The organism is Shewanella sp. SACH, from assembly GCF_001887095.2.
Lineage (GTDB): Bacteria > Pseudomonadota > Gammaproteobacteria > Enterobacterales > Shewanellaceae > Shewanella > Shewanella baltica.
Genome location: NZ_MPDG02000002.1, coordinates 1359592 through 1383571, shown reverse-complemented (window position 1 = coordinate 1383571; position 23980 = coordinate 1359592). Strand labels below are relative to the sequence as shown.

Sequence of the window (23980 nt, the reverse complement as noted above, 5' to 3'; positions counted from 1 at the left end):
ATTACTTACTCTCTGTTGTACTTATATCGGCGTCATCGCCATCGGGACTTGAGTTTTCCGTGTTGCTGGCCACGAACTTATCTTCAACATCGTCCGATAATAAAATGGCTAACCAGTTACCACTCTTACTCGATTCGAGGGCAATTTTAACCACCATAGTCAGCGGCACCGACAGCAACATGCCGACAGAACCTAGCAACCAGCCCCAAAAAATTAACGATAAAAACACCACTAAAGTCGATAAGCCTAAGCCGCGGCCCATAAATCTAGGTTCAATCATATTGCCCATCACCATGTTGGCACCAACATACAAAAGCGCAGTACCGCCAGCAGCCGCAGGGCCAAGCTGAATGAAGGCTAATAACACCGCAGGAATGGCGGCAATGATAGAACCGATATTGGGAATGTAATTAAATAGGAAGGCGATCACCGCCCACAGCATGGCGTAATCCACACCAATAATAGTTAAACCGACACCGACGATAACCCCGGTCGCTAAGCTTACTAGCGTCTTGATCACCATGTACTGATTAACCGATTGCAAAAAGCGGTCAATCTGCTTGAGGCGCATATCGGGATCGTCCAGCGCCAGATGCAATTTCTTTGGCAACGATTGTGCTTCAAACAGCATAAAGACGATGGTTAAGATGATCAAAAATAAATTCGCCATCACATTGCCGACACCCGACAACATATTAGTGGTCATAGACAAGGCCATGCCAGGGTCAAAATACGCTAACACTTGATCCTTCGAAATCTGAATATTGAAGGAATGTAACTTATTTAATATCCAAGCAAATTGCTCAACTAACTGCACCCGATATTGGGGTAATTGCTTGGAGAACTCATTGACTGAACTGCCGACAACCGAGGCTAACCAGAGGCCCATCAACACAATAAATCCCATCAAGAGGATCACCGCCAGCCATTTAGGCACACGGAATTTGGTCATTAAACCAATCGCGGGATTACAAATCACCGCCAGAAAACTGGATAGCACAAACGGCACCACAATCGGGCTCGCCGCCTTAATCCCTGCCAAAATAATCACTACAAAGGCCATAACCGCAAAGCCACGGTAAGCAGCGGAGGGCGCATTAGGTCGCGTCATTTATTAAAAATCCTTCTTGATCTTAGATAAAATTGTTAGGCTAACCCGAGAACACACTTAACCTCAGAAACCTTAGCTTAAGATAGCCATTTGCCATTATGAAACCAGAAACCGCGATTATACGCATTAAAAACTTAAGACTTCGTACTTTTATCGGCATTAAAGAAGATGAAATTCAAAATCGCCAAGACGTGATCATCAATGTCGTGATCCATTATTGTGCCGAGCGTGCCCGTAACAGTGATAATGTTGAGGATGCACTCAATTACCGCACTATCACCAAAAAGGTCATTGAGCTGATTGAGAATAACCGTTTCTCATTACTCGAAAATCTTACCAGCCAAACGCTGGCCATCGCCAGTGAGCATCCTTGGGTTGAATTTGCCAGTGTCGAAATCGACAAACCCCATGCCCTGCGCTTTGCTGATTCAGTCTCTATGGAGTTGTGTTATCAGAAATAATCTCGCTAGAAATAGCCAGACTGAGTGATCGTTGCACACCGTATTTCGGTATATATCCTCAGAGCTCAACCGATAAGAGAGGTTCCATGAATATACTGATCACTGGCGCAAGCGGCTTTATTGGCCGCCAATTAGTCGAACGATTGGCGCCCCATCATCAACTGACGTTATTAACTCGCTCAGTGCAACAAACGCAGAGAATACTCGGTAATCAGCACCATTACCTTGAGAGCCTCGATGCGCTGAGCGACCTGAATCATATTGACGCCATAGTGAATCTTGCGGGCGAGCCGATCGTCGCTAAGCGCTGGAGCAAAAACCAGAAGCAGCGGATTTGTGATAGCCGTTGGGATATCACGGCAAGATTAACTCAGCTAATACAGCAGAGTAGTAATCCGCCTAAGATCATGGTGAGTGGTTCGGCAGTGGGTTATTACGGTCGACATGATGATAAATTGCTCGATGAATCCAGTGGTGCCCATGTTGAGTTTAGCCATGACATCTGCCGAAAATGGGAGCAAGAAGCGCTTAATGCAAACACTGAGCACACCCGCGTCTGCATTATCCGTATCGGGATTGTGTTAGGAAAAGGCGGCGCATTAGAGAAAATGTTACCGCCCTTTAAGCTCGGACTCGGTGGCCCAATTGGTCATGGACGTCAAGGCATGAGCTGGATCCATGTGCAAGATCTCATCTCCCTTATCGACTTTTTACTCAGCCAAGAACATTGCAAAGGCGTATTCAACGCCACAGCCCCCAACCCAGTCAGTAACGCTGTATTTACCAAAGCGCTTGGAAAAGCACTCAATCGCCCCGCCCTTATCACGACCCCACCACTTGCGTTACGCTTGGCTATGGGTGAAATGTCAGAGCTGCTGACCGAAGGACAGTTTGTTTATCCTAAACGCGCCCTCGAAGCCGGTTTTCAGTTTCAATTCAGTGACCTCGACAATGCCTTAACCGACGTGTTAGCCAAATAGGCTAGCACGCTGATGCTAACAATCTTGCGGAATCTTGCATAAAACATCGACTATTCGGGCGCTAATGCGCACGAATTTCGGTGCTAAGGCTTGCTAGATGTTGACGTAAGCACAAGCGCCACTTTAGCAACACTAGAAAAACAATATCATAACATCATGATTTGTAATGTGATTTAGCGACATTACGACACTTTTCTGCTAAACTCGCCTCCATTCGGTCATAGGAGGCACGCATTAATCGCCTCAACCTTGACCACAGATAGACTCAGCAACACCTCATAAATAGACAGTTATTTATGCTCAAGAATAGGCTATTTAATCTGCTGTTCTTGGCCTGTAAACCATAAAACGATACACACTCGCGCTCACTCATCCTTTAAATTTTTATCGGATTGACACTGATCTGTCCTCGACATCAAGCGCTTAACATCCAGCATTAGCAGGTACTTAATAACAAGATGGGTGACTCCTCAATGGGCATTGTGCTCACTGAAATGCCCACACTAAGACAGTTTGTAAGGAATTTTCATGCACACGACCTATACGATTGGCGAGCTAGAATCATTTTTAATTGCCATTTTCGTGCTGTTTATCGGCCACTCCATCAATCGCCATGTACGTGTCTTTAGGCAATATAATATCCCCGAACCCATAGTGGGTGGCCTCGTTGTCGCCGCGGGTGTCGCATTTCTTCACTTTCAAAATATCAGTCTCGACTTCAGCTTATCGCTGCAAAATACCTTAATGCTGATGTTTTTCAGCACGATTGGCCTTTCGGCAAACTACAAGCTGTTACTCAGCGGTGGTAAAAAAGTCTTTATCTTTCTGGGTGTTGCCTCGATTTATATTGTTATCCAAAATGCCGTCGGCGTCAGTTTAGCTAATCTGTTAGGGCTAGACCCGATTATGGGCCTTATCGCAGGGTCAATTACCCTGTCGGGTGGCCATGGAACGGGCGTCGCTTGGTCACAAACCTTTGCGGAAAACTACGGTATCAATACTTTAGAGTTTGCTATGGCCGCGGCTACCTTTGGCTTAATCATGGGCGGGATCATAGGTGGCCCCGTTGCGCAGCGATTAATCGGTAAACATAATCTTGTTTCTCGCTATGGGATTGGTCGCAAGCATCACAGTGAGCATCCGCATTTAGTGACTTACGATCAGTTAGAAGAAGATCAAGTCACAGCCAAAACCATATTAGAAACCTTGTTTGTACTGCTGCTGTGTGTTGCAGGCTCAAAATGGCTCACGCTGTGGATCAGCCAATCGGGCATAGCTTGGCTCAAAATGCCCGACTTTGTTTATGCTCTCTTCCTTGGCGTTATCATCGCCAATATCACTGAACTCACCCGCGGCTATAAGCCCCATACTGAAAGTATCGATGTCATAGGCACAGTCGCTTTGTCACTGTTCCTTTCTATGGCTTTAATGACCTTAAAGTTATGGGAAATTTTTGATTTAGCCATCCCGCTGCTCGTCATCTTACTGGTGCAAACCGCAGTGCTGGCGGTGTTCGCCTATTTCGTGACATTCAAAGTGATGGGCAGTAATTACGATGCGGCAGTGATCACCGGTGGCCACTGCGGCTTTGGTATGGGTGCAACGCCAACGGCGGTAATGAACATGGGCGCGCTCGTCTCGCGCACAGGGCCGTCACCCCAAGCCTTTATGGTTGTGCCTATCGTCGGCGCTTTCTTTATCGACATCGTTAACTTGATTGTCTTGCAGGGCTATCTGAGCTTTATGAAGTAGTCGCTTTTGAAGAAGTTGCTTAATGTAAAGCATCGTTGAATCAACCAGCTAACAAAAGGGCGCCTCATTCGGCGCCCTTCTTTATGGAGCAACATCACGAATACTAGAATCCGCGCATGCTAAAACTCGCGCATGAGACGCTCAGGTCGAGGCAAGTAATGATCAGCATAATCAAGGGAGAAAACCACTGAGCTGGAACGGCCAACAATCTCATCCCGTGGCACAAAGCCAATGACCCGAGAATCAGCGCTGTTATCTCGATTATCACCCAGCGCTAGATAATGCGCGTCTGGCACAGTGACAGGTCCAAAATTAGCGAGCCTTGAGGCTACAGGATTAAGGCGAATACTGTGGGCCATACCGAGTAAGTTCTCCTGCATTTCTGTGACATCAGCGGGAGCATAAGGACTCAATGCTTGGGAAGCGTAACTAAGGGGTTCTCCATTTAAATACAAACGATTATCCCGCATCATCACAGTATCGCCTGGCACAGCAATCACCCACTTAATGAGTTTTTTATCGGCCTTTTTCGAATCGAACACCACGATATCACCGCGGGCAGGATCCGCCAGTTTGACTATGGCGATATGGGTAAATGGCACCCTAAGATCGTAGGCCATCTTGTTCACCAGAATGCGATCGCCCTCGACGATAGTCGGCAGCATAGAACCCGATGGCACTGTATTCCAATCAGCCACAGCGCTCCTGAACACTAACATTAAACTGATAAACAGAAAAAAGGAGCGGTTATCCTTAAGTAGTTTTGTTATTCCTTTGAACATCTATTCCCTCTCTATGGCATGTATAAGCTAGTCGCTGTTCTCAGTTAGATAGACCCATTGCGTTGCACTAAGTTCTGTTGCTACCAGCTTAAGCACAGATCAATTTGTAAGCCAATGTAAAAACGCATATTCATATTCGAGTCATGCTCAAACTCAGCAGAATCAGCAAGACAATAAAAAAGCACTGAGCTTAGGCGGCATCAGTGCTTTTTATTGTTAACGCTGTCTACTTACGTCATAAACTTATAGTGTTAGCCCATGCAAGCAACCATTAGCTACCCGCCTTTAATAGCTCAGAGCAAGATTGGCTAAGCAATTGTCGGCAACGCCACACCCCAAGTAAGGCCACGATTAAGGCGCCAGAAACAGGGGCGATTCCCCACCAAGGCCAGTGCATATACACGTTAAGCTCAAACACTTGCGTCTTAAGTAGATATAACGCAAATTCAGCCACAATGACGGCTAACACGCCCGCAATACCGCCAAGCAAGGCGAACTCTAAACCCGTTGCACTGCGCAATAACCATCCCGAAGCGCCAAAGGTACGCAGCACAGCCAGTTCGCGCTGCCGAGTTGCCATGCCCGCTTCAGTCTGTGCAATCAAGACTAACGCACTGGCCAGTAACACTAAGGCCAGCACTAAGGTCAGCGACAGCGACACTTGCTCTATGATCTGCCGTAACTGCCCCACCATAGCGCCCACATCGATGATCGATATGGTCGGGAATTGCTGAATAAGCGCAAGGATCACCGCATCCTTAGGCGTACCATCGGCACTTAGCGCTTGGCCGTTTGTTGCTGGGTCATTTGTTGCTGGGTCATTTGTTGACTGGTCATTCGTAGCTTGCTGATCATTCAGATAGAAACTCGCCATCGAGGTATAAGCAAAGGGCGCGAGAGCTTCTTGGGTGAAAATCATAAAGAAGTTCGGCTGCAGCGTTTCCCAGTGCACGGCACGAATACTAGCAACCTTAACTGTGAGCTCTTGATTATCAATCACATAAGTCAACTTATCGCCAATGCCAATACCTAAACGGTCTGCCACGCCAGATTCCACCGACACATCATCGGCCGCTTGATTAAAATGCCCCTCTAACAGTTCGTTGTTAGCAGGCAGCGTATTGCGCCACGTTAGGTTTAACTCGCGGGAAATGCCCACTCTCCCCTTTTCACCCGCTTCAGACTGTTCATTCGAAATCAACGCTTCACCGTTAATTTGAGTTAAACGGCCACGGATCACAGGATAAATGTCAGTCGCAACTATACCCTTAGCCGTCATAAAATCATTTAAGGGCTTAGTATCGTCGGGGGCGATATTAACGAGGAAGTAATTAGGTGCATTTTCGGGCAACTGCTTTTGCCACTCGTTGAGCAAGTCTTGTCTTAACGCCAGAATCGTCAATAACAATACCAGTGCAGCGCTAAATCCCACCAATTGCACCGCATTTTGCCGCGCACGACGTCTGAGCCCTGCCAGTGCCAACTGTAAAGGATTGGTGGTCTTCATGCCGACACTGTGGCCTAAACGTATCATCACAAAGCCAAGCACACTTAACAGCACACCGAGCAGCAACACCGCCGCGACCACAGTCAGGGTCAAAGCCCAACTTTGGGAATACAAATAGCCCAGTAACGCCATCGCCCCTAAGCTCAAAAGCAGATGCAGCCACATCCCCAGTTGTAGGCCTTCTAACTGACGCTGTAGCACTCGTAGTGGCGGAATGGCTAGCAAGCGCATCAGTGGATAAGCCGAAAACATAAAGGCGCTGATAAGCCCTGTGCTTACACCGAGCAGTAATGGCCGAGTGAGTGGCGGCGAATAGGCGGCAATTTCGGGCGGCAATAGATAACTGATCCCCAAATCGAGTAACACACCACCGATAAGGCCAAGCACAATCCCCATTAACGTCACTAACAATAAGTGAGTGCCGAACAACAACCGAATTTGCTTTGCTGAGGCGCCAAAGGTTTTCAGCATGGCCACCACATCGTAATGGCGCTGACAATAACGCTGTGCGGCAATACCTATCGCGGCGCAGGCCAGTGCAATGCCCATCAAACTAGCTAGCAGTAGGAAGCGCTCAGCTCGCTTAACGGCTCCCGCAATCGGCGAGTCACCGGATTGCACATCGACCCAGCGCTGGGTGCTATTGAGAAGCGGTTTAACACTTTGCTCAAAAACCGTAAGCGAGGCTTCATCGCCAGCAAATTGATACATATAGGTCACGCGGCTGCCCGGTTGAATCACTCCCGTTTTGGCGACATCTTCCATGCGCATCAATACCACGGGCGATGAAGCAAAAGGATTAAAGCCCGCGTCGGGTAAGCGGCTGATCTCATTGCTGAGCACAAACTCACTGTTACCTAGTTCGATGGATTTGGGATAACCGAGGAGTCCACCTAAGCGAGTCTCAAACCAGATTTCGCCCGCTTGGGGTAAAGCTTTGGTTTTACCGCTGGTAAGTTCAATGTCGCCCTTGAGTGGATAACCCGTTTCAACGGCGCGAACTGTGACTAACTGAAACTTATCACCCGAATAGACCATGGAATTAAATTGCATGTTCGTCACATGCTTAAGCCCAAGATCTTCGGCTTTGGTTAAAATCGCCGCATCAATTTTAACCGGCGAATCGATAATCCGATCGGCGGCAATAAACTGCGAAGCTTGGCCAGTGATCGCCACTTGCAGCCGTTCACTCACCCGCGCCAACCCACTTACAGACAGTACCGCGAGCGTAATAGCGAGGATAATCAATAACAATTGCCCTTGCTGTAACTCGCGCTTAAACAGGCGCCATGCCAGACTTAACTCCATTATTAAGCCTCCTTAGCATCGGCGAGCGGTGCTGTGTGCGCCGTATCTTCCTGTAAATAGCCGTTATCCATAACCAGCTGCCGCTCGCAACGCTTGGCCAGCAGTAAATCGTGGGTGACGAGGATAAGAGTGGTATGGCTTTCTTGATTCAGCTCAAACAACATATCGGCAATTTTATGGCCGTTGACGCTGTCCAAGTTACCCGTGGGCTCATCGGCAAACAGCACTGTGGGCTCACAAATAAAGGCACGGGCAATCGCCACCCTTTGCTGTTCTCCGCCCGATAATTGTTTGGGTAAATGGGTCAAACGATGGGATAAACCGACCCGCACCAGCATGGCTTGGGCTTTTTCCTTAGCATTGCTCACGCCCGCAAGCTCGGCGGGTAACATGACGTTCTCCAGCGCGGTTAAGGTATCCACTAACATAAAGGATTGAAAAATAAAGCTGACCTTCTGTTTACGCAGCGCGGCTTTTTGCTCTTCATTCAGTGGGGATAACGCCACGCCATCGAGCCAAATTTCGCCAGAGGTAGGCGTATCAAGCGCCGCAAGCAGCCCGAGCAGGGTAGACTTACCCGAACCCGACGGGCCAAGAATAGCCACACTCTCACCTTGCTTGACATCTAAGTTAATGCCCTTGAGGATAGTGAGCGTTCCTTCCTGAGTAGTCACTGATTTTTCGAGGTTAACAACATTGATGGCACTGTTTTTTAAGATGACGTTAGACATAGGATCCTTCTTATATAAATCGTTCTGGTATCAATCGAGAGCGAAGACCCTGGGGGCATTCATCCTATTGAGTGTATTCATGGCCACGCCAGCGCACGCGGCAAAGGTGTTGATCCTCGGCGACAGCTTAGGCGCTAGCTATGGCATGGCAGAGCAGTCAGGCTGGGTGGCGCTGCTGCAAAAAAATCTGCCCGAACATCAATTTACTAATGGCTCGGTGAGTGGCGAAACCACAGCGGGCGGCTTACGCCGATTACCCGCCTTACTCGATTCCGTCGCCCCCGACCTTGTGGTCGTTGAACTGGGTGGTAATGATGGTTTACGTGGATTCCCCCCAACGCAACTTGAAAATAATCTAATCCAAATCATTACCCTAGCCAAAGATAGCGGCGCAAAAGTGCTGCTGACCGAGATCATGGTACCGCCTAACTATGGCCCTCGCTACACCCAAAAGTTCACCCAAGTGTATCAAGACATATCCAAAGCACAGGATATAGTGTTGATCCCCTTCTTTATGCAGGATATCGCGCCCCATCCAGAATTAATGCAACGGGATGGCATTCACCCCAACGAAAAGGCGCAGACGCAGATAGCAACTTGGATGCAACCATGGATAGAAGATGCGTTAACCCAATAAAATAGCTGCTATTTTAAGCTGTCGAACCGCTTACTTAGCTAAACTCATGCTCAACGGATAAAAACGTGTTCTAACGCAAGATTAACCCTATAGATAAACAGTAAAATTCGTGTTAGCAAATGGTTAACTCAAACAAGGAGTCAATATGTCCCTTAGCCATCAGCAAAAAGTGTACATACCCAAGGAAGCCCGTACCAATCAATACATCACAGCCGAAATCAAGGTGACGGATGAACTACTGAGTCAATATCCTGATTATCAAAGCTGTTATCAAACCTTAAGCCGTTTGATATTTAATTTGGCAGAACAACACGATCTGCGTAATGTCCACGTGATCACTAACGATAAACTGCCTGTTGTCCGTTACCACACCGAAGCCTATTGCTTCCAAACCACTGAACAAATTCTATTTTTTTATAATCCAGCCTACCACGAAGCCCAAAATTTATTCTCGCAAGAAAACTATCGCGCCCGTAAACTGCGCATTGTCTTCCTTGCCACGGGTGAAGATATCCGCAGTAATTCCGCCAGTTTCCACATTAGAGTGCGCGAATTACTGACAGAATTGATGCCTTTAATGCCGATAAGCGATCTTAAAGTTAAGGTCCGCGACCATCAGCATTTATCCTATGATCTGTTCGCAAAAGCCAAGGGCTATAAAGAAACCTATGGCTATAAACTGCGTGCCATCGGCCCAAGATATAAAGCCAGAAAGTGCGAATTACCAGAGAACGTCAGCTCTCTCACTTATGTAACAGTAAGCTTGCCACTGAGTCGTAAACTTAAGCAGGGTTTATTACCTGACTCGGCAACCGACTTTACGCCTTTATATCAACACCTTGAAGATTGCTTCCTCAAAGCGGCAGCCAACAGACAACTGACGCGTCTTGCCATGATAGCAAATGGCTTAACCCCGCTGGTGCGTAACAGTAAGTTTGAAAAACTCGACAGCAAAGCCGAAGTACAAATGATAGGGTTCGATCCTAATGCGACTGAGCAGCAAGTGATCCGTCGCTGGAATGCCGATAACTTAGTCGAAGCCGCGCACTTCACCATAGTCGCGGGCACCAAAGACTGTGATGATTCAGGCTTCGGACGCTTTATGAACAATGTCGAAACAGCCCTGAAGGCCTTCGCCGCAGATATCGGTGTAGACCCAGAGCGTGAAGATCTCGTCGTACGCTTCCATCAACATATCAGCTATCAAATCTGATTAACGCGACATTCAATTCGCGAAAAACCAAAGGGCACATTAAGCGCCCTTTGCTTTCTGAATGTATTCAAGCTGATATCGGTGATGGGTATAACTTAGCTTTTCAACCAATGCTTTATGATAGTCACCACTTTATCGTAATCATCATCAAAGCTATGGCCACCGTCTAACTCCATCACAGTCACATTCGGCTGTTTTACTACTGGGCACAAATGCTTAGGGGCATCATCGTCTTTGCCATATAAGCACAGCATAGGCACTGTCGTCTGCTTATTCACCTCGGGCAACGTCAGATAACTCGCGGACTCATTGCTAGACGTGACGATTTCACTCACATGCACTTCAAAATCCGACGTCTGCGAAGGTGACAATAAGACCCCGCCGAGGATCTTATGTCGATACTTGAGTGGCAGATCATTAAGTACAAAAGGAATGATTTCAGCGCCAAAAGAATAGCCAACCAATACCACCTTTTGTGTGCCAAATTCGGCCTCGTACTTATCGATAATGGCCATAGTATCTTGAGTCACATCCTTGGGATCTTTTTGTTTCCAGTAGTATTTTAGCGAACTCCACCCCACCACTGGCCAGCCCTGCTGTTGCAATAACTGGCTCACACCTTGATCTAAATTAGCCCAGCCACCATCGCCACTCATAAAGATGACTAAGGGCGGCTTTTTCGCACTCGCTTTGTCATTTGCGCTATTAGCGACCGGCAGAAGTGTCAGGCCGAGTGAGTCAGCAAAGTCATCGGCTAAGACATCAGCTAAGACACTAAAGCTACTGCAAAACATCATCATAAGGCTTAGTATTTTCACAAAGGATTTATTCATCGTTCACCTACTTTTTAAATACACCGGTTGCACCACGACTCGTTAATGTCACTAAACTGCCCACCACAATTGGCAGAGATAATCCGCCATAACAAATCAAATACTTGGCCTCCCACGTTGGATTAAATTTATCCTTGTATCTTCTAAGTCCCTGAAAGTTATAAAACTTATTACCCTTCTTATACACAACCTTCGCTAGCTTAGTCCAAAATGGCACTAACGCTCTGTCGGTTAAGCCTGACATAGGCGCCATCCCGAGATTAAACCTCTGGTAGCCTTGCTGTTTTCCCCATAGCAATAGCTCAGTAAACAGAAAATCCATGATGTTACTGCTCGATAATTTAGGCTCGTAACGCATCAGATCGACAGAAAATTCAACCTGAGCGGCACTCGCCCAAATATTTGAAAACGCCACGAGTTCACCTTTTGCATACACTAATGCCATAGGTGTCGAACACAGATAGGCGGCAGAGAAATAGCCGACAGAAAACCCCTTTTCACGCCCTTGCTTCGCCTTTAGCCAAGTCGATGATATGGCTTCTAATTGCGGCAGTATGGCCCTCACTTGGCTCGCCTCAATCACTGCAAAACTTAAGCCTTCACGCTGCGCCTTGGCATGACTCTGGCGCAAACTCCGATAGCGACTCGACGGTAAGTCAAATTGGTCGAGCTGAACAATCGCCTCCTCGCCTAATTTATATAAACCTAATCCTTGCTCTAAAAAGCTCGGCAGATATTTTTGCGTCACTTGATAAAACACCGGCCAACCATCGTAGGCATCGCATAACTCCCTAAACTGCCACAACAAATCATCAAATTTATATTGATTACCAATTGGATCGCCCATTACCACCCAGCAATGTCCGGCCCTTGCATACATAAGAAAGGCGTCTTTATCCTCGTTAAATAGGATTGATTTATCTTGCACTAAGGCTAAATAGCCATGACTGCTAGGCGACTGCGCGACAATCTCCATCGCCTGCTTTAATGAAGGCGTGTCCAGTTGTGGTGATTTAAGCTGAGTTCGTGACGAGAAATAGCGCACGACAAAGGCAAACACGATAAAGATAGCAATCGCTCCTCCTCGCAATGCTCGTGATACATGGCTATCGGGGGAGAAGGTAAACCAGAGTGAATGATCATAATCAACATCTTGATAGGAGAAAAATAATACCCAAATCATCAAGAATAAGGCTGCAGAAAGTGATAACAGCCAACCCAAAGAGTATTTAATCCCGACGACTGAACCCTTTCGATAAAACAAATTCTCACATGGCAAAATCAATGCGTACACTAATCCTATCGCGAGTGATATTTCCCATTCCGCGCCCTTAAGCATAATAAATAACATGCCCACCAACAGCAGTTTTTTCGTTAATTCAAAGGCATTATGGTAGCGTTTAAATAATCCATGGGATAACAACAATAGCAAGACACCACTCACACTCAAAATGATGCTCGATATTTCGATGATCGGCAGCGGTACTAACTCACCTAACCAGTGATACTTATGAATAATTGAAGGGTTAACCACTGACAAGAGTAATAATAAACCTGAGCTAAATACACTGATACTCAGTAGCGGTGGTAACAGTTGGCGGATAAATGCAATTCGAGTATTTAATTTTACAATTTTATCTTTATTTGACAGCGCGATCGTAATAACAAAGTATGCCAAAGAAATTAAAAATGGAATAATGTAATAAATGATCCGATAGACAATAATGGCGCCGAGGATTTGCTCAACCGGTAAATATTGCGATAAGGCCACAGTCACGACGGACTCGAACACCCCAATACCACCCGGCACATGGGCAAGCACCCCAAGCGCATTCGCAACAAAGAAAATACTTAAGACCTGTATATAGCCCAAATTTTCTACCGCTGGCAGTAAGCTATAAAACAAGGTTCCTACGACAATCCAATCAAGTGAAGACACCAACAACTGTCTTAAAGATACAGATAACAGAGGTGGCGTAATTTCAAAGCCTCGAAAATTAAATGGCTTTTTCCGCAGCACACTCATCAGTAAATAGCCCAATACACTGAGCAGCATGCCAATACCGAGCACTGTCGTTAATGAAAATAGCCATGTTGGCAAAGGTAAGGCTGATAATTGTTCAGAGGGAAAGCATACCAGTGCAATACCACAAATAAAAAAGAGTCCGAGGAAGAATGTCACTGAACATGAAATGACTATTTGAGTGATTTTATTACCACTTAAGCCAAGTTCGGAATAAAACTTATATCTTATCGACGTCCCCGTTAACAGCGAGAAACCTATGGTATTGGAGAACGTAAAACCCAGAAAGGAAATAGGGACTATTTTACGATAAGGTATCTCCTTATCGATATTCCGAACGGCAATAAAATCGTACAAGGTTAATAAAGAGTAACTTCCCACTGTGAGTAGTGCTGCACATAACAACTCAACAAATGAAAATCCTTTAACCTCTTTAATAATGTCACTTAATTGATATTCTTGCTCTAAATTATAAAGCAAGAGTAATGAGACAGTGAATATTATAAGGCTAATAAACACCCGCACTCGTCTCCCCATGTTAATCTCCAGCACCTAAGACTGATTCAGCTAAGGTTATTTAACGTCAACATTGAAACAGCATTAAAAATTAATTAACTTTAGTTTAATTTGTAACACCACTTTATCGACGGGATTTTTAACATAGGGATATTACATTCGCAATGGATTTACGCATTTGCTGCATGACGTTTTATTAATGTGCCTAACAAGCTGATAGCAATAGTGAGTGAATGATTTTAAATTGAGGGGGGAATAAAATAAAAGCCAAAAAAATCTGCAATAGATACGCAGCTTTGGGCGTTAAGCCAAACAAAAAAGTGTGAATACTCAAAAAGTATTCACACTACATTCCGTTACATTGGACGGTTTTTCTCGATAAGACGATTAAAAATGGCATTCACAGATAAAGAGGCGCCATGGGCAATTTTATCGGCAAGTTTCTTTCTCACCTGATAACGCATCTTATACACAGTGCGCTCTGCGGCAAGTGACATAATCACATCATCACTGGTCGAAATCGCATCAACTAACCCTAATTCAATGGCTTGCTGGCCGTACCAATGCTCGCCAGTAGCCACTTTCACTAAATCCAACTCAGGGCGATATTTACCGACAAACGCTTTGAATAAGACGTGGGTTTCTTCGAGTTCTTCTTGAAACTTCTGTCTTCCCTCATCGGAGTTTTCACCAAACACTGTCAAAGTACGTTTAAAATTACCGGCCGTATGTTGCTCATAATCGATTTCATGCTTTTTCAGCAAACGATTAAAGTTCGGTAGTTGAGCGACAACACCAATTGAACCAACAATTGCAAAAGGCGCCGCATAAATTTTATTCGCAACACAGGCCATCATATAACCGCCACTGGCAGCCACTTTATCAACGCATACTGTTAGCGGAATTTCGGCTTGGCGTAAACGGTCAAGCTGGCTGGAGGCTAAACCATAGCCATGCACCATACCGCCACCACTTTCGACATTAACAACCACTTCATCGCCTTTTTCCGCGATAGCTAAAATGGCACTGATTTCTTCACGCAGTGACGCAACCTCAGCGGCATCGATACTGCCCTTGAAATCGATCACGAACACTTTGCCCGTGCTGGCATCATCAGCAGCTTTGTCTTTCGCCTTTTCTTCAGCCTTTAATTGCTTCTCATAGGCTTTGAATTGCTTCTTTGAAAGGAGTTCTTCTTTTAAGCCATGCTTCAGTTCTTCTAACTCTTCAGACAGGTTAGTGATCCTCAGCTCGCCCTTATCTGACTTATGTTTAACAGTGGAAGCCAACACCACAATAATAACCGCAACTATTGCGACCACTATCGTGACGGCTTTCGCCAAAAACATTCCATACTCGTATAAAAATTCCAAAGTGCTCTCCGTTAGGGCGTTACATCAATCAGTCAATTGCGCGCTATTCTAACAGCCTAAAGGCCCATAAAAAAACCCAGCATTCGCTGGGTTTTTCCGATTAAGCGCAGATTAGTTAGGACAAGTCGCAATGACATCGCTGTTTGTCACTAAAATCGTCGCATCACCTTTACCTGCAGTCGCAGCATAGGTTGCTACTTGAGTCTGCATTTCAACGGTAGCAGCGGCAGCCATACCATCTGTAGCGTCCGTTTCACTTGGGCTCACAATCGAACTATGGTGACCTTTAGAGAAACGCACAACGCCATGACCTTTACTCGTACTATCGACACAAGGTAGGCCAATAGCAGAGATCAGCGGCTCAGTGCCCGATAACGGGAAGTTATCTACACGGTTCGGTAACACTTGATCAGGTAAGTTACCGTTGCCATCACCGGCTATTTCAATTAAATGAACAGGTAGACCCGTCGCTTTTAACGTAGCGGCATGGTTAATTGGATCCGCAGAATCCACAGCAGTTTGAACCGCAAAGGCAAACGTTGGAATAAACTGGGCATATACCGCCTGCACCAGTGCCGCATATTCAGGACTCCCCACCTCATACCCTGCAGTATTAGCCTTATCGACCAGTGCTTGGAAAGTCGCAGATGCCTTGATATTGCTAAACAGCACTGGACCGAATGTTGCTGAACCCGCAAATGTTCCCGCTAATCCCCCCGCTGGCGCGGCTAAGGATACGGCATTGATGCCATACGCATTTGGCAAGGCATCACCCGTTGCAGGGTTCTTCATGCCAGTGCTGGCATAGGTCGCAAAATCGGTGCCGACAATGGCGCCTAAACTCAGACCTTGGGCACTGATTTTAGATACATCAAATACTTGTGGCTGGCCTGCTTGTGCTAAGCCCTGTGCTAATCCTGTTAGAGCAAGACGAACCCCTAAATGGTCCATTGTCGCTTGACGGAAATTATCACGCACCGACAGAGTGCTAGAGATATTCACGAATACCAACGGATTACCATTTTTAAAGGCATCAGGTGTACCGACTACAGCCCCAAAAGAAGGATCGGTCGCAGAGACTTCATAAATCCCATCGCCGTTAGCATCGAATGAACGCGCCCCATGCAGTGGCATATCGATAGCAATAGTTGCAATGCCCATGGCTGCGTAAGAGCCCGCATAGGCCAGTGACATTTCTTTGCCGCCACCTAAACCGTGCAGTGCGATTGTTGTTGGCCAACCCGCTGTCGGCGGAGTAAAGGGAATACCTTGTTGCTGATAAAAGTCCGCTAATCTTGCCGCATTAGGCATAGAAATCAGTACAGGTACGGTTTCATATCCTTTAATCGCTGGAATTGGGTTGAACTTGGTCAGATGCTTAGTTTTATCTACCGCTGTACCATCGTCTAACAACCAAGTTTTACCCGCCATTAGAGACGGATTGGCTAACGCATCGGCAGGGTTCGCAATACCATTGGCCACGGCTTGCATACCAAAATTATTTTGGCTGAGTGTGCCCGCTTGCAAAGCTAATAGTACCGAGACTGGACTATCGCCTTGTGCTTTCCAATGACCATTAATTAATGGTTTACCTTCAGCTGATAAACAACTGACCGAAGAGCAGTCACCGTAAATCGGCAGTTTAATTTTGGCGGTATACACATCGGCTAAACTTGATACCACGTAGGCAGCTCCAGCAGCCGGTGTTAAGCCCGCAGCTTGTGCAACGGTATAACCCGCTGGCGTTGGCATCTGAGCAAAGCTGGGGGCATAAGGCGCGCCCTTTGCCATCAGCAGTTTAGTCGTTTCATAGACGTTAGCGACAGACTGAGTCGTAAACAGTCCAGAGTAGCTTATGGTAGAAGGATCGACATTATGGGCCGCAGCAATGCCTTTCTCATAGCTGTTCACTAAGGTTTGCAGCATCAATTGATCGGGTGTTTCTAAAGGTAATGTCGTGATGTCTAGCTTCAACAAACCATAGGTAGTTGAAGGCGCAATACCACGACCTTCAGAATCTTGAATAAGATTGGTTGTCGCATAAATATACGACTGCCCAGCTTTGAGTGGCTTAAGCGGCACGATCACCACTTTATTGCCTGATGCGGTGGATACAAAGTCAACGCCAAACTGAAGTTCTGCTCCGACTTTACACGCTGAAACTGACGGTTTAGCAGTACACTCAGCATCAGAAGACAATGGACCACCCACAGTGGCCTCAAACATTCTGACTGCGCCAGGTTGTGCAACCGATGCCGCCATTAAGGTCAGCGGTGTGCCGTCGTGTTTTTTCGCTAAATCGATATCAATAGAAATCGGTGATGTTGTCGACCAGCCATCTAACGCCCCAAGCGCTATTTGTGGATCAACATAATTGCCTGAGCTTTCACCCGGAATCGATAATGTGCCATCCTTGGTACCACTGAATAGCAAATCATTCGGTAATGGTACTTTTGAATTAGCAGGGTCGAACACCATGTGCGATTCAGGGACGAGCGGTTCTGTCTTATCCTTGAGTTCGTTATAACTGTCCTCACCACATCCTGTGAGGCCCAGTGCAGATGCAATCGCAACACCCAAAATGAGTCTTTTCATCTTTTTTCCCCAAATCTTGTTGTAATAGTTTTGTTTTCCCCAAGAAATTAGTCACAATAGCTTTTAAATCTGTGACCAATAGGGCTTATGTTAGCCCCTAACTCATTTCAAGTTAACGTAAAAATATTGAGTTAGCCACAAGTTTGTCACAAACATTTTAGCTATTTATAACAAAGTTTCATTCATTTGTTTGAAACATGCGTTTATCACTTCGGCGACTCTAGAAGTGGCGGGCATTCTCGCCAAGAGGAAAAAGAGACTCATGTTGGAATATCAAGCAGCAAAAGATTTACTCAAAGGCAAAACAATTTTAGTGACAGGCGCTGGCGCAGGTATAGGTCGCACCGCTGCCATTGAGTTTGCAAAGCACGGCGCCACTGTGATTTTACTCGGTAAAACAGTGAAAAAACTAGAAGCGGTTTACGATGTCATCGAACAAGCCGGTTATCCAAAACCTGCCATAGTGCCATTAGATCTTAAGGGCGCGACGGAGCAAAATTATCGCGATATGGCCGATACCATAGCCGAGCAATTCGATCATTTAGACGGCTTATTACATAACGCGAGCCTGCTCGGTGCCCTAGGCCCGTTTGAACACATAGATATTCCATCACTCGAAGACGTACTCAAAGTGAACGTCACGGCCCAGGTCATGCTAACTAAAGCATTACTACCTGTGATGCGCCAAGCACCCAGTGCATCGATTATCTTTACGTCGAGCAGTGTGGGTCGTCAAGGCCGCGCCTACTGGGGACCATATGCCTTCTCTAAGTTTGCCACCGAAGGCATGATGCAAGTCCTCGCCCATGAGTGCGATGGCACCTCGGTTCGCGTCAACAGTATCAATCCAGGTGCTACCCGCACTGAGATGCGTGCTAAAGCCTACCCTGCTGAGAATCCATTGGATCTCAAAACCGCAGAAGAGATCATGCCGACCTATTTATATTTAATGGGTCAAGATGCTAGCGCAGTGAATGGTCAGCAGTTCAACGCTCAGTAATCGCATCGCTTGTCGGGTTTTGGCAGTATGATTCAGCAATAATAAAGGGCCTATTGATGGCCCTTTATTATTTTAGATATTCGCAAGATGGAGCTCTGTATTAATCCATGGGAATAAACAGCATAAAAACGCCGCACCGCCAATCTTAACTTAACTGAATTTTTGCAAAATAAATCATCGTTTTAGCTTTAGCGGCTCTGCTTGATTCATCAAGCGAATTTTGCGTATCAAGCTGTGAGTCAGCTAACTCATGGCTTGAGTAATAACTTACCCACAACTCATTTCCGTCAATCACAACGCCCGCATAACTGGTATCGCCCTTCGATGGCAGTGTCAGTAGTTCTTGAACCACGCCAGTATCAGGATGAATTTCAACTAAAGCCGTTCGAACTTGTTCATCGTATAAGCGCACCACTGCCAACAGGCGGGATTGATACATCAACATCACTGGCCCACCAATGCGCTTATCGAGTTCTTGCCATTGCCAATAGGTGAATGGCGCGCGACTGTGACCGAGTAAACCAACAAATTCAGGGCCCCAAACGGGATCGCGCCTCAAGAGACAAAAGCCGCTGTCTTGATCAAAAACAATGGCTGTTTCGTTGACATAACCTTGATTATTAAACACCTTTAGCCAAGTCTTGAACTGCACGCCATCATCACTCTTATACAACCGAGTGTCACCATCAGGTCCTGGGCAATAGCCCACACCATAGAGCGTATTTTGATGCTCGGTTAAACGCCATAACCAATAGCCCTTATCAGCTATCTTTAGCGCATCCGACCACACTCGCCCATCGGCTGAGCGCCAAAGATGTGATTGAAGACCCGACTTATCATGTAAGGTCCCGCCACCGAGTAAAAGCAATTCCCCTTGATATTCAATCAGTTTACCGTCGCGTAAATCAGCCTCTTCCGAACGAATAAGTGCCACGCTCTGCCACGTCTCGCCGCCATCCACTGAACGTAGAATACGCAAAGCGCCATCGGGTGACACATGGGCAGTCCCTTCACGGAAAACACAAAAAAGTGCTTCCTGAAACGCGATTAAATCGGTAAACGCATTATGGGCAGCTTGCTCCCAAATCCGTCGCACTGAAATTAGCTTCATCCACTCACTCCTCAATCCAGCTGACTCTTGTTATAACATAGCTGCAAATAACAGAAAGCAAAAAGGCCGCTAAGCGGCCTTTTTCATTGGGATAAAATAACTTAGCTGCGCTGACGCGATGGCTTAGGTTTTCCCGATCCAGTCACTTTATGCTTACGCACGGCGCGGCGAATTTTGGCACTCTTCACCTGTGCACGGGCTACGCTGTGTTTATCGGCAGCAAGCATAGTGCGGGTTTCTGGTTCTAAACCTGCCAATTTACGCAAGTAGTTAACTTGCTCCATTGGCAATTCAACCCAGCCACCCCGTGGCAGTGATTTTGGCAATTCAACCATACCGTAACGGATACGGATCAAACGGCTCACTTGCACTTCTTGGGATTCCCACAGACGACGCACTTCGCGGTTACGACCTTCGCGTAAACACACATGCCACCACTGGTTCATGCCTTCGCCGCCCGCTGGCTTGATGCTATCAAACTGCGCAGGGCCGTCTTCTAACATCACGCCGGTACGCAAGCGTTGTACTGTCGCTTCAGGGATTTCACCGAAGGTACGCACTGCGTATTCGCGGTCAACTTCGTTCGATGGATGCATTAAGCGGTTCGCTAATTCACCATCTGAGGTAAATAACAATAAACCTGAGGTGTTGATGTCTAAACGACCTACCGCAACCCAGCGTGAATCACGCACTTTAGGTAAGCGATCGAATACCGTTGGACGGCCTTCAGGATCTTTACGACTACAAATTTCGCCTTCGGGTTTATGGTATGCCAATACTCGACAGATCACATCTTCGGCAGACTTTAACGAAATCGATCTCCCATCGATACGCACTTTGGCATCGGCTTCAATCCGATCCCCAAGGCTAGCAATTTCACCATCAATACTAACTCGGCCTGCAGCAATCCATGCCTCCATCTCACGACGGGAGCCATGGCCTGCACGGGCCAAGACTTTCTGCAATTTTTCACTCATTAGTATTTTGCTCTTCTGACTGTTCCGGCGTTAATTTCACACTTGAAAAAACCGCCTGCAATGACTCAGTATCCGACAGCGGCGGTAAATCCGCTAAGGTGTCTAAGCCAAAATATGCTAAAAATTCTAAGGTAGTGGCATACAACGCGGGTCGCCCCGGTACTTCTTTATGGCCAACTACTTTAATCCAATGTCTATCTGACAAACTTTTTATGATGTGACTACTAATGGCCACACCGCGCACCTGTTCAATATCGCCGCGAGTCACAGGTTGACGATAAGCAATCACCGCCAAGGTTTCTAATGTCGCACGCGAATATTTAGGCGCCTTTTCTTGCCACAGGGGCTGCAAAAAAGGACTCAAGACTTCTAAGGTCTGGAAGCGATAACCTCCAGCGACTTTCACAAGTTGCACACCTCTGTCTTGATAATCCTGCTGCAGCTCATCCAATGCAGCTTTTATTTTGTCTCTGGAAACCGTGAAATCCACCAATACAGTGTCTTTCAACATTTTCGCCGACAAGGGTTTCCCCAATACAAACAAACTCGCTTCAATAAGCTGTTTTAATTGAGTCGGATTTATCTGCATCAATTAATAGGCCTTAACGTAAATAGTTGAAAACGGTTCTGTTTGGTACAATTCAACCAATAATTCTTTGACTAATTCCATCAGTGCTAAGAAGGTGACGACCACGCCTGCACGGCCTTCTGCTACGGTAAATAAACGTTCAAATGCCGTAAAATCTTCCGAGTTCAACATGGCTAAAATCTGGCTCATGCGCTCACGCGTCGATAACTGTTCACGCTTAACGTGATGATCTTCATTGGCATCGATACGTTTGAGCACATCGCCAAAGGCGCGGGCAATTTCAAACAACGAGACTTCTGGCGGGATCATTAACGGCTTAATGTCAGGTGCTGCCACTGCTTTGGCTTGAAACACATCCCGCTCGAGCCGCGGCAAATCATCGAGTTTTTGCGACGCTTCTTTAATCACTTCATAGGCTTTCAACTGACGGATCAATTGAGCCCGAGGATCTTCCTCAACCTCATCTTCAGCCACCATACGCGGCAGCAGCAAACGGGATTTAATCTCGGCAAGCGTTGCCGCCATCACTAAGTAATCGGCGGCAAGTTCAATTCGAGCCTGAGTCAGCAACGTAATATATTCTAAATACTGCGCGGTGATTTGCTGAATGGGTAAATCGACAACGTCTAATTTTTGCTTACGGATCAAATATAAAAGCAAATCCAATGGCCCTTCAAAGGACTCAAGGAACACTTCTAATGCCTCCGGCGGAATAAACAAATCCAGCGGCATTTCGGTCATTGCCTGACCACGAATAACGGCTAAGGGTAAACTCTGTTGCGTGCCCTGCATCCGCTATCTTGCTCCGTTAACGCTGCGCTACCCAACTTAGGCTAACGCCAAACGCGCGATTATACCTGTAAATCTGCGGCGATAAAACTGCCAAATGTGCACAGCCACTCGCCGCATCACTCACTCGTATCCATTAGCGATAAATCTAATACGGCAGATTTAGAGGAAAGGCGTGATATCACCCGCGCCTTCACGCAAAATTTCGGCGCCATCTTCAGACATATCAATCACTGTCGTCGGCTTTTCGCCTAAATAACCGCCATGGATAATCACATCCACTTGATGCTCGAGCAAGTCGCGAATTTGTTCAGGATCAGACTCGGCAAATTCTGCATTTGGCATCACTAAACTGGTCGACATCAGCGGCGCATCTAAGGCTTCAAGCAACGCCAGTGCGATCACATTGTCGGGCACACGAATACCTATGGTCTTTTTCTTATCATTTTGCAGACGACGCGGCACTTCTTTGGTCGCTTTAAAAATGAACGTATAAGGCCCAGGCGTGCAACTTTTTAGAATGCGATACGCCTGATTATCCACTTTGGCGTAGGTCGCAAGCTCAGATAAATCGCGGCACATCAATGAAAAGTTATGATCGTTCTCGATTTGACGAATTCTCGCCATCCGCGTCATCGCGTCTTTCTCACCAATCAAGCAGCCTAAGGCATAGCCCGAATCGGTGGGATAAACAATCACACCGCCCGCTTTTAAGGCGGCAACAGCTTGACTGATAAGGCGTGTTTGCGGATTTACTTCATGTACATAAAAAAACTGACTCATGGTCGTTCCACCCAAGATTCCGATTGCCAGACCCAATCAATACCTTGGGGCTGATACAGATTTTTACCTAATTCGATCCAATTACTTGGAAAGTGAAAATCACTCCCTATCGATGCAAGCAATTGATTTTGTAAGCTCAAGGCCACAAGGTTGGCCCTGTCGTCTAATGTTTGCTGGCCAAGTACCACTTCCATGGCATCTCCACCCGCTTCTTTATATTCGCGCACTAAGCGCTTAAGCCACTTTGCCGATAACTTATAACCACTGGGATGCGCCAACACAGCTAATCCACCCGCGTTATGAATGATATCGATGGCGCTGGCCATATCACCCCAATTATTGGGGACATAGCCGGTTTTACCGCGGGCAAGATAGCGTTTAAATACGCTCGGCATATCCACAGCATGACCATTTTCAGCCATCCAACGGGCGTAATGTCCACGACTCAATGCCGCTTCTCCCGCCAACGCCTTGGCACCTTCGTAAGCGCCTTCAATACCGGCCTTGGCTAATCTATGACCAATTTCTTGGGCGCGTAATTCACGTAACTTACGCTGGTTTTCTAAAAATGCTAATAACGCAGGATTATCTGCATCGAAGTTAAGCGCAACGATGTGGATATCATAACTGTTCCAGCGAGTAGAGATTTCTACGCCAGAGATCAATTTCAATGGTTCTGCTTGCGATTGATTAAAGGCACGGGCTTCGGGTAAACCTGCTACCGTGTCGTGGTCAGTAATCGCAAATAACTGCACGCCCTTTTCAAGGGCTCTAGCCACCAATTCAGACGGAGTTAACTGACCGTCGGATGCGGTCGTGTGGCTGTGCAGATCAGCCAATATGCTTTGAGTATTCATGGGGCTATTGTACGTGAATTTGTTAATAAATGCGCTGCTATCTCGCATTTTG

At 46.5% G+C, this 23980-nt stretch carries 20 protein-coding genes; 6 read left to right on the top strand and 14 right to left on the bottom strand.

Annotated elements, in window-relative coordinates:
• Nucleotide 1 precedes the first annotated feature (1 nt).
• Complete coding sequence (locus BM607_RS13965; RefSeq protein WP_071939530.1) at nt 2-1111, bottom strand: AI-2E family transporter; 1110 nt, start codon at nt 1109-1111, stop codon at nt 2-4.
• A gap of 98 nt (nt 1112-1209) precedes the next feature.
• Here BM607_RS13965 and folX point away from each other — a divergent pair, with 98 nt between their 5' ends.
• The 3 genes from folX (at nt 1210) to gltS (ending at nt 4304) form a co-directional block, all read left to right on the top strand.
• Nucleotides 1210-1572: a dihydroneopterin triphosphate 2'-epimerase gene (folX, locus tag BM607_RS13960; protein ID WP_071939531.1), complete on the top strand. Its 363-nt coding sequence runs from the start codon at nt 1210-1212 to the stop codon at nt 1570-1572.
• Between the two features lie 86 nt (nt 1573-1658).
• Nucleotides 1659-2552 carry a TIGR01777 family oxidoreductase gene (locus BM607_RS13955; protein WP_063884793.1) on the top strand — a complete coding sequence of 298 codons (894 nt, stop codon included), beginning with the start codon at nt 1659-1661 and terminating at the stop codon, nt 2550-2552.
• A gap of 528 nt (nt 2553-3080) precedes the next feature.
• On the top strand, nt 3081-4304 hold the full coding sequence (gene gltS, locus BM607_RS13950) for a sodium/glutamate symporter (protein WP_006082169.1): 1224 nt from the start codon (nt 3081-3083) through the stop codon (nt 4302-4304).
• Between the two features lie 119 nt (nt 4305-4423).
• Here gltS and lepB read toward each other — a convergent pair whose 3' ends face one another.
• The 3 genes from lepB to BM607_RS13935 all read right to left on the bottom strand — a co-directional run bounded on the left by lepB (nt 4424) and on the right by BM607_RS13935 (nt 8632).
• Nucleotides 4424-5086 (bottom strand): signal peptidase I, encoded by a 663-nt coding sequence (gene lepB / locus BM607_RS13945; RefSeq protein ID WP_071939532.1) that lies wholly within the window; start codon nt 5084-5086, stop codon nt 4424-4426.
• Between the two features lie 271 nt (nt 5087-5357).
• Nucleotides 5358-7901 (bottom strand): FtsX-like permease family protein, encoded by a 2544-nt coding sequence (locus BM607_RS13940; protein ID WP_071939533.1) that lies wholly within the window; start codon nt 7899-7901, stop codon nt 5358-5360.
• Between the two features lie 2 nt (nt 7902-7903).
• Nucleotides 7904-8632: an ABC transporter ATP-binding protein gene (locus tag BM607_RS13935; protein ID WP_071939534.1), complete on the bottom strand. Its 729-nt coding sequence runs from the start codon at nt 8630-8632 to the stop codon at nt 7904-7906.
• 79 nt (nt 8633-8711) lie between these two features.
• Between BM607_RS13935 and BM607_RS13930 the strand changes: the two genes are divergently transcribed.
• Nucleotides 8712-9269: an arylesterase gene (locus tag BM607_RS13930; RefSeq protein WP_006085419.1), complete on the top strand. Its 558-nt coding sequence runs from the start codon at nt 8712-8714 to the stop codon at nt 9267-9269.
• Nucleotides 9270-9414: 145 nt separating this feature from the next.
• Nucleotides 9415-10482 carry a DUF3083 family protein gene (locus BM607_RS13925; protein WP_006082174.1) on the top strand — a complete coding sequence of 356 codons (1068 nt, stop codon included), beginning with the start codon at nt 9415-9417 and terminating at the stop codon, nt 10480-10482.
• Nucleotides 10483-10577: 95 nt separating this feature from the next.
• On the opposite strand, the gene BM607_RS13920 is transcribed toward BM607_RS13925, so the two are convergent.
• The 4 genes from BM607_RS13920 to BM607_RS13905 all read right to left on the bottom strand — a co-directional run bounded on the left by BM607_RS13920 (nt 10578) and on the right by BM607_RS13905 (nt 17822).
• Entirely contained in the window at nt 10578-11315 is a 738-nt protein-coding gene (locus BM607_RS13920; protein ID WP_071939535.1) for an AcvB/VirJ family lysyl-phosphatidylglycerol hydrolase, read from the bottom strand.
• A gap of 7 nt (nt 11316-11322) precedes the next feature.
• Nucleotides 11323-13875, bottom strand: coding sequence for a bifunctional lysylphosphatidylglycerol flippase/synthetase MprF (gene mprF, locus BM607_RS13915; RefSeq protein ID WP_071939536.1), 2553 nt, complete (start codon nt 13873-13875; stop codon nt 11323-11325).
• 335 nt (nt 13876-14210) lie between these two features.
• Entirely contained in the window at nt 14211-15227 is a 1017-nt protein-coding gene (gene sohB / locus BM607_RS13910; protein ID WP_071939537.1) for a protease SohB, read from the bottom strand.
• Nucleotides 15228-15338: 111 nt separating this feature from the next.
• Nucleotides 15339-17822 carry a VolA/Pla-1 family phospholipase gene (locus tag BM607_RS13905; RefSeq protein WP_071939538.1) on the bottom strand — a complete coding sequence of 828 codons (2484 nt, stop codon included), beginning with the start codon at nt 17820-17822 and terminating at the stop codon, nt 15339-15341.
• A 262-nt stretch (nt 17823-18084) separates the two neighbouring features.
• On the opposite strand from BM607_RS13905, the gene BM607_RS13900 reads away from it, so the two are divergent.
• Entirely contained in the window at nt 18085-18822 is a 738-nt protein-coding gene (locus tag BM607_RS13900) for a YciK family oxidoreductase (protein ID WP_006082179.1), read from the top strand.
• Between the two features lie 145 nt (nt 18823-18967).
• Here the strand turns inward: BM607_RS13900 and BM607_RS13895 are convergent, their stop codons facing one another.
• The 6 genes from BM607_RS13895 to BM607_RS13870 all read right to left on the bottom strand — a co-directional run bounded on the left by BM607_RS13895 (nt 18968) and on the right by BM607_RS13870 (nt 23928).
• Entirely contained in the window at nt 18968-19933 is a 966-nt protein-coding gene (locus BM607_RS13895) for a hypothetical protein (RefSeq protein ID WP_071939539.1), read from the bottom strand.
• Nucleotides 19934-20034: 101 nt separating this feature from the next.
• On the bottom strand, nt 20035-20910 hold the full coding sequence (gene rluB / locus BM607_RS13890; protein WP_006082181.1) for a 23S rRNA pseudouridine(2605) synthase RluB: 876 nt from the start codon (nt 20908-20910) through the stop codon (nt 20035-20037).
• The gene (gene scpB / locus BM607_RS13885) at nt 20903-21499 is read right to left on the bottom strand and encodes an SMC-Scp complex subunit ScpB (protein ID WP_012089553.1); all 597 of its coding nucleotides are present in this window, start codon (nt 21497-21499) and stop codon (nt 20903-20905) included. The genes rluB and scpB overlap by 8 nt, the downstream gene beginning before the upstream one ends.
• A gap of 3 nt (nt 21500-21502) precedes the next feature.
• Nucleotides 21503-22291 (bottom strand): ScpA family protein, encoded by a 789-nt coding sequence (locus tag BM607_RS13880; RefSeq protein ID WP_011847143.1) that lies wholly within the window; start codon nt 22289-22291, stop codon nt 21503-21505.
• 159 nt (nt 22292-22450) lie between these two features.
• Nucleotides 22451-23071, bottom strand: coding sequence for an L-threonylcarbamoyladenylate synthase (locus BM607_RS13875; RefSeq protein ID WP_006082184.1), 621 nt, complete (start codon nt 23069-23071; stop codon nt 22451-22453).
• Nucleotides 23068-23928: a PHP domain-containing protein gene (locus tag BM607_RS13870; protein WP_071939540.1), complete on the bottom strand. Its 861-nt coding sequence runs from the start codon at nt 23926-23928 to the stop codon at nt 23068-23070. The genes BM607_RS13875 and BM607_RS13870 overlap by 4 nt, the downstream gene beginning before the upstream one ends.
• Nucleotides 23929-23980: the final 52 nt, after the last annotated feature.

Coding starts and splice junctions, on each gene's coding strand:
- BM607_RS13965 (WP_071939530.1), bottom strand. CDS start 1,111: ATGACGCGACCTAATGCGCCCTCCGCTGCTTACCGTGGCTTTGCGGTT.
- folX (WP_071939531.1), top strand. CDS start 1,210: ATGAAACCAGAAACCGCGATTATACGCATTAAAAACTTAAGACTTCGT.
- BM607_RS13955 (WP_063884793.1), top strand. CDS start 1,659: ATGAATATACTGATCACTGGCGCAAGCGGCTTTATTGGCCGCCAATTA.
- gltS (WP_006082169.1), top strand. CDS start 3,081: ATGCACACGACCTATACGATTGGCGAGCTAGAATCATTTTTAATTGCC.
- lepB (WP_071939532.1), bottom strand. CDS start 5,086: ATGTTCAAAGGAATAACAAAACTACTTAAGGATAACCGCTCCTTTTTT.
- BM607_RS13940 (WP_071939533.1), bottom strand. CDS start 7,901: ATGGAGTTAAGTCTGGCATGGCGCCTGTTTAAGCGCGAGTTACAGCAA.
- BM607_RS13935 (WP_071939534.1), bottom strand. CDS start 8,632: ATGTCTAACGTCATCTTAAAAAACAGTGCCATCAATGTTGTTAACCTC.
- BM607_RS13930 (WP_006085419.1), top strand. CDS start 8,712: ATGGCCACGCCAGCGCACGCGGCAAAGGTGTTGATCCTCGGCGACAGC.
- BM607_RS13925 (WP_006082174.1), top strand. CDS start 9,415: ATGTCCCTTAGCCATCAGCAAAAAGTGTACATACCCAAGGAAGCCCGT.
- BM607_RS13920 (WP_071939535.1), bottom strand. CDS start 11,315: ATGAATAAATCCTTTGTGAAAATACTAAGCCTTATGATGATGTTTTGC.
- mprF (WP_071939536.1), bottom strand. CDS start 13,875: ATGGGGAGACGAGTGCGGGTGTTTATTAGCCTTATAATATTCACTGTC.
- BM607_RS13905 (WP_071939538.1), bottom strand. CDS start 17,822: ATGAAAAGACTCATTTTGGGTGTTGCGATTGCATCTGCACTGGGCCTC.
- BM607_RS13900 (WP_006082179.1), top strand. CDS start 18,085: ATGTTGGAATATCAAGCAGCAAAAGATTTACTCAAAGGCAAAACAATT.
- BM607_RS13895 (WP_071939539.1), bottom strand. CDS start 19,933: ATGAAGCTAATTTCAGTGCGACGGATTTGGGAGCAAGCTGCCCATAAT.
- rluB (WP_006082181.1), bottom strand. CDS start 20,910: ATGAGTGAAAAATTGCAGAAAGTCTTGGCCCGTGCAGGCCATGGCTCC.
- scpB (WP_012089553.1), bottom strand. CDS start 21,499: ATGCAGATAAATCCGACTCAATTAAAACAGCTTATTGAAGCGAGTTTG.
- BM607_RS13880 (WP_011847143.1), bottom strand. CDS start 22,291: ATGCAGGGCACGCAACAGAGTTTACCCTTAGCCGTTATTCGTGGTCAG.
- BM607_RS13875 (WP_006082184.1), bottom strand. CDS start 23,071: ATGAGTCAGTTTTTTTATGTACATGAAGTAAATCCGCAAACACGCCTT.
- BM607_RS13870 (WP_071939540.1), bottom strand. CDS start 23,928: ATGAATACTCAAAGCATATTGGCTGATCTGCACAGCCACACGACCGCA.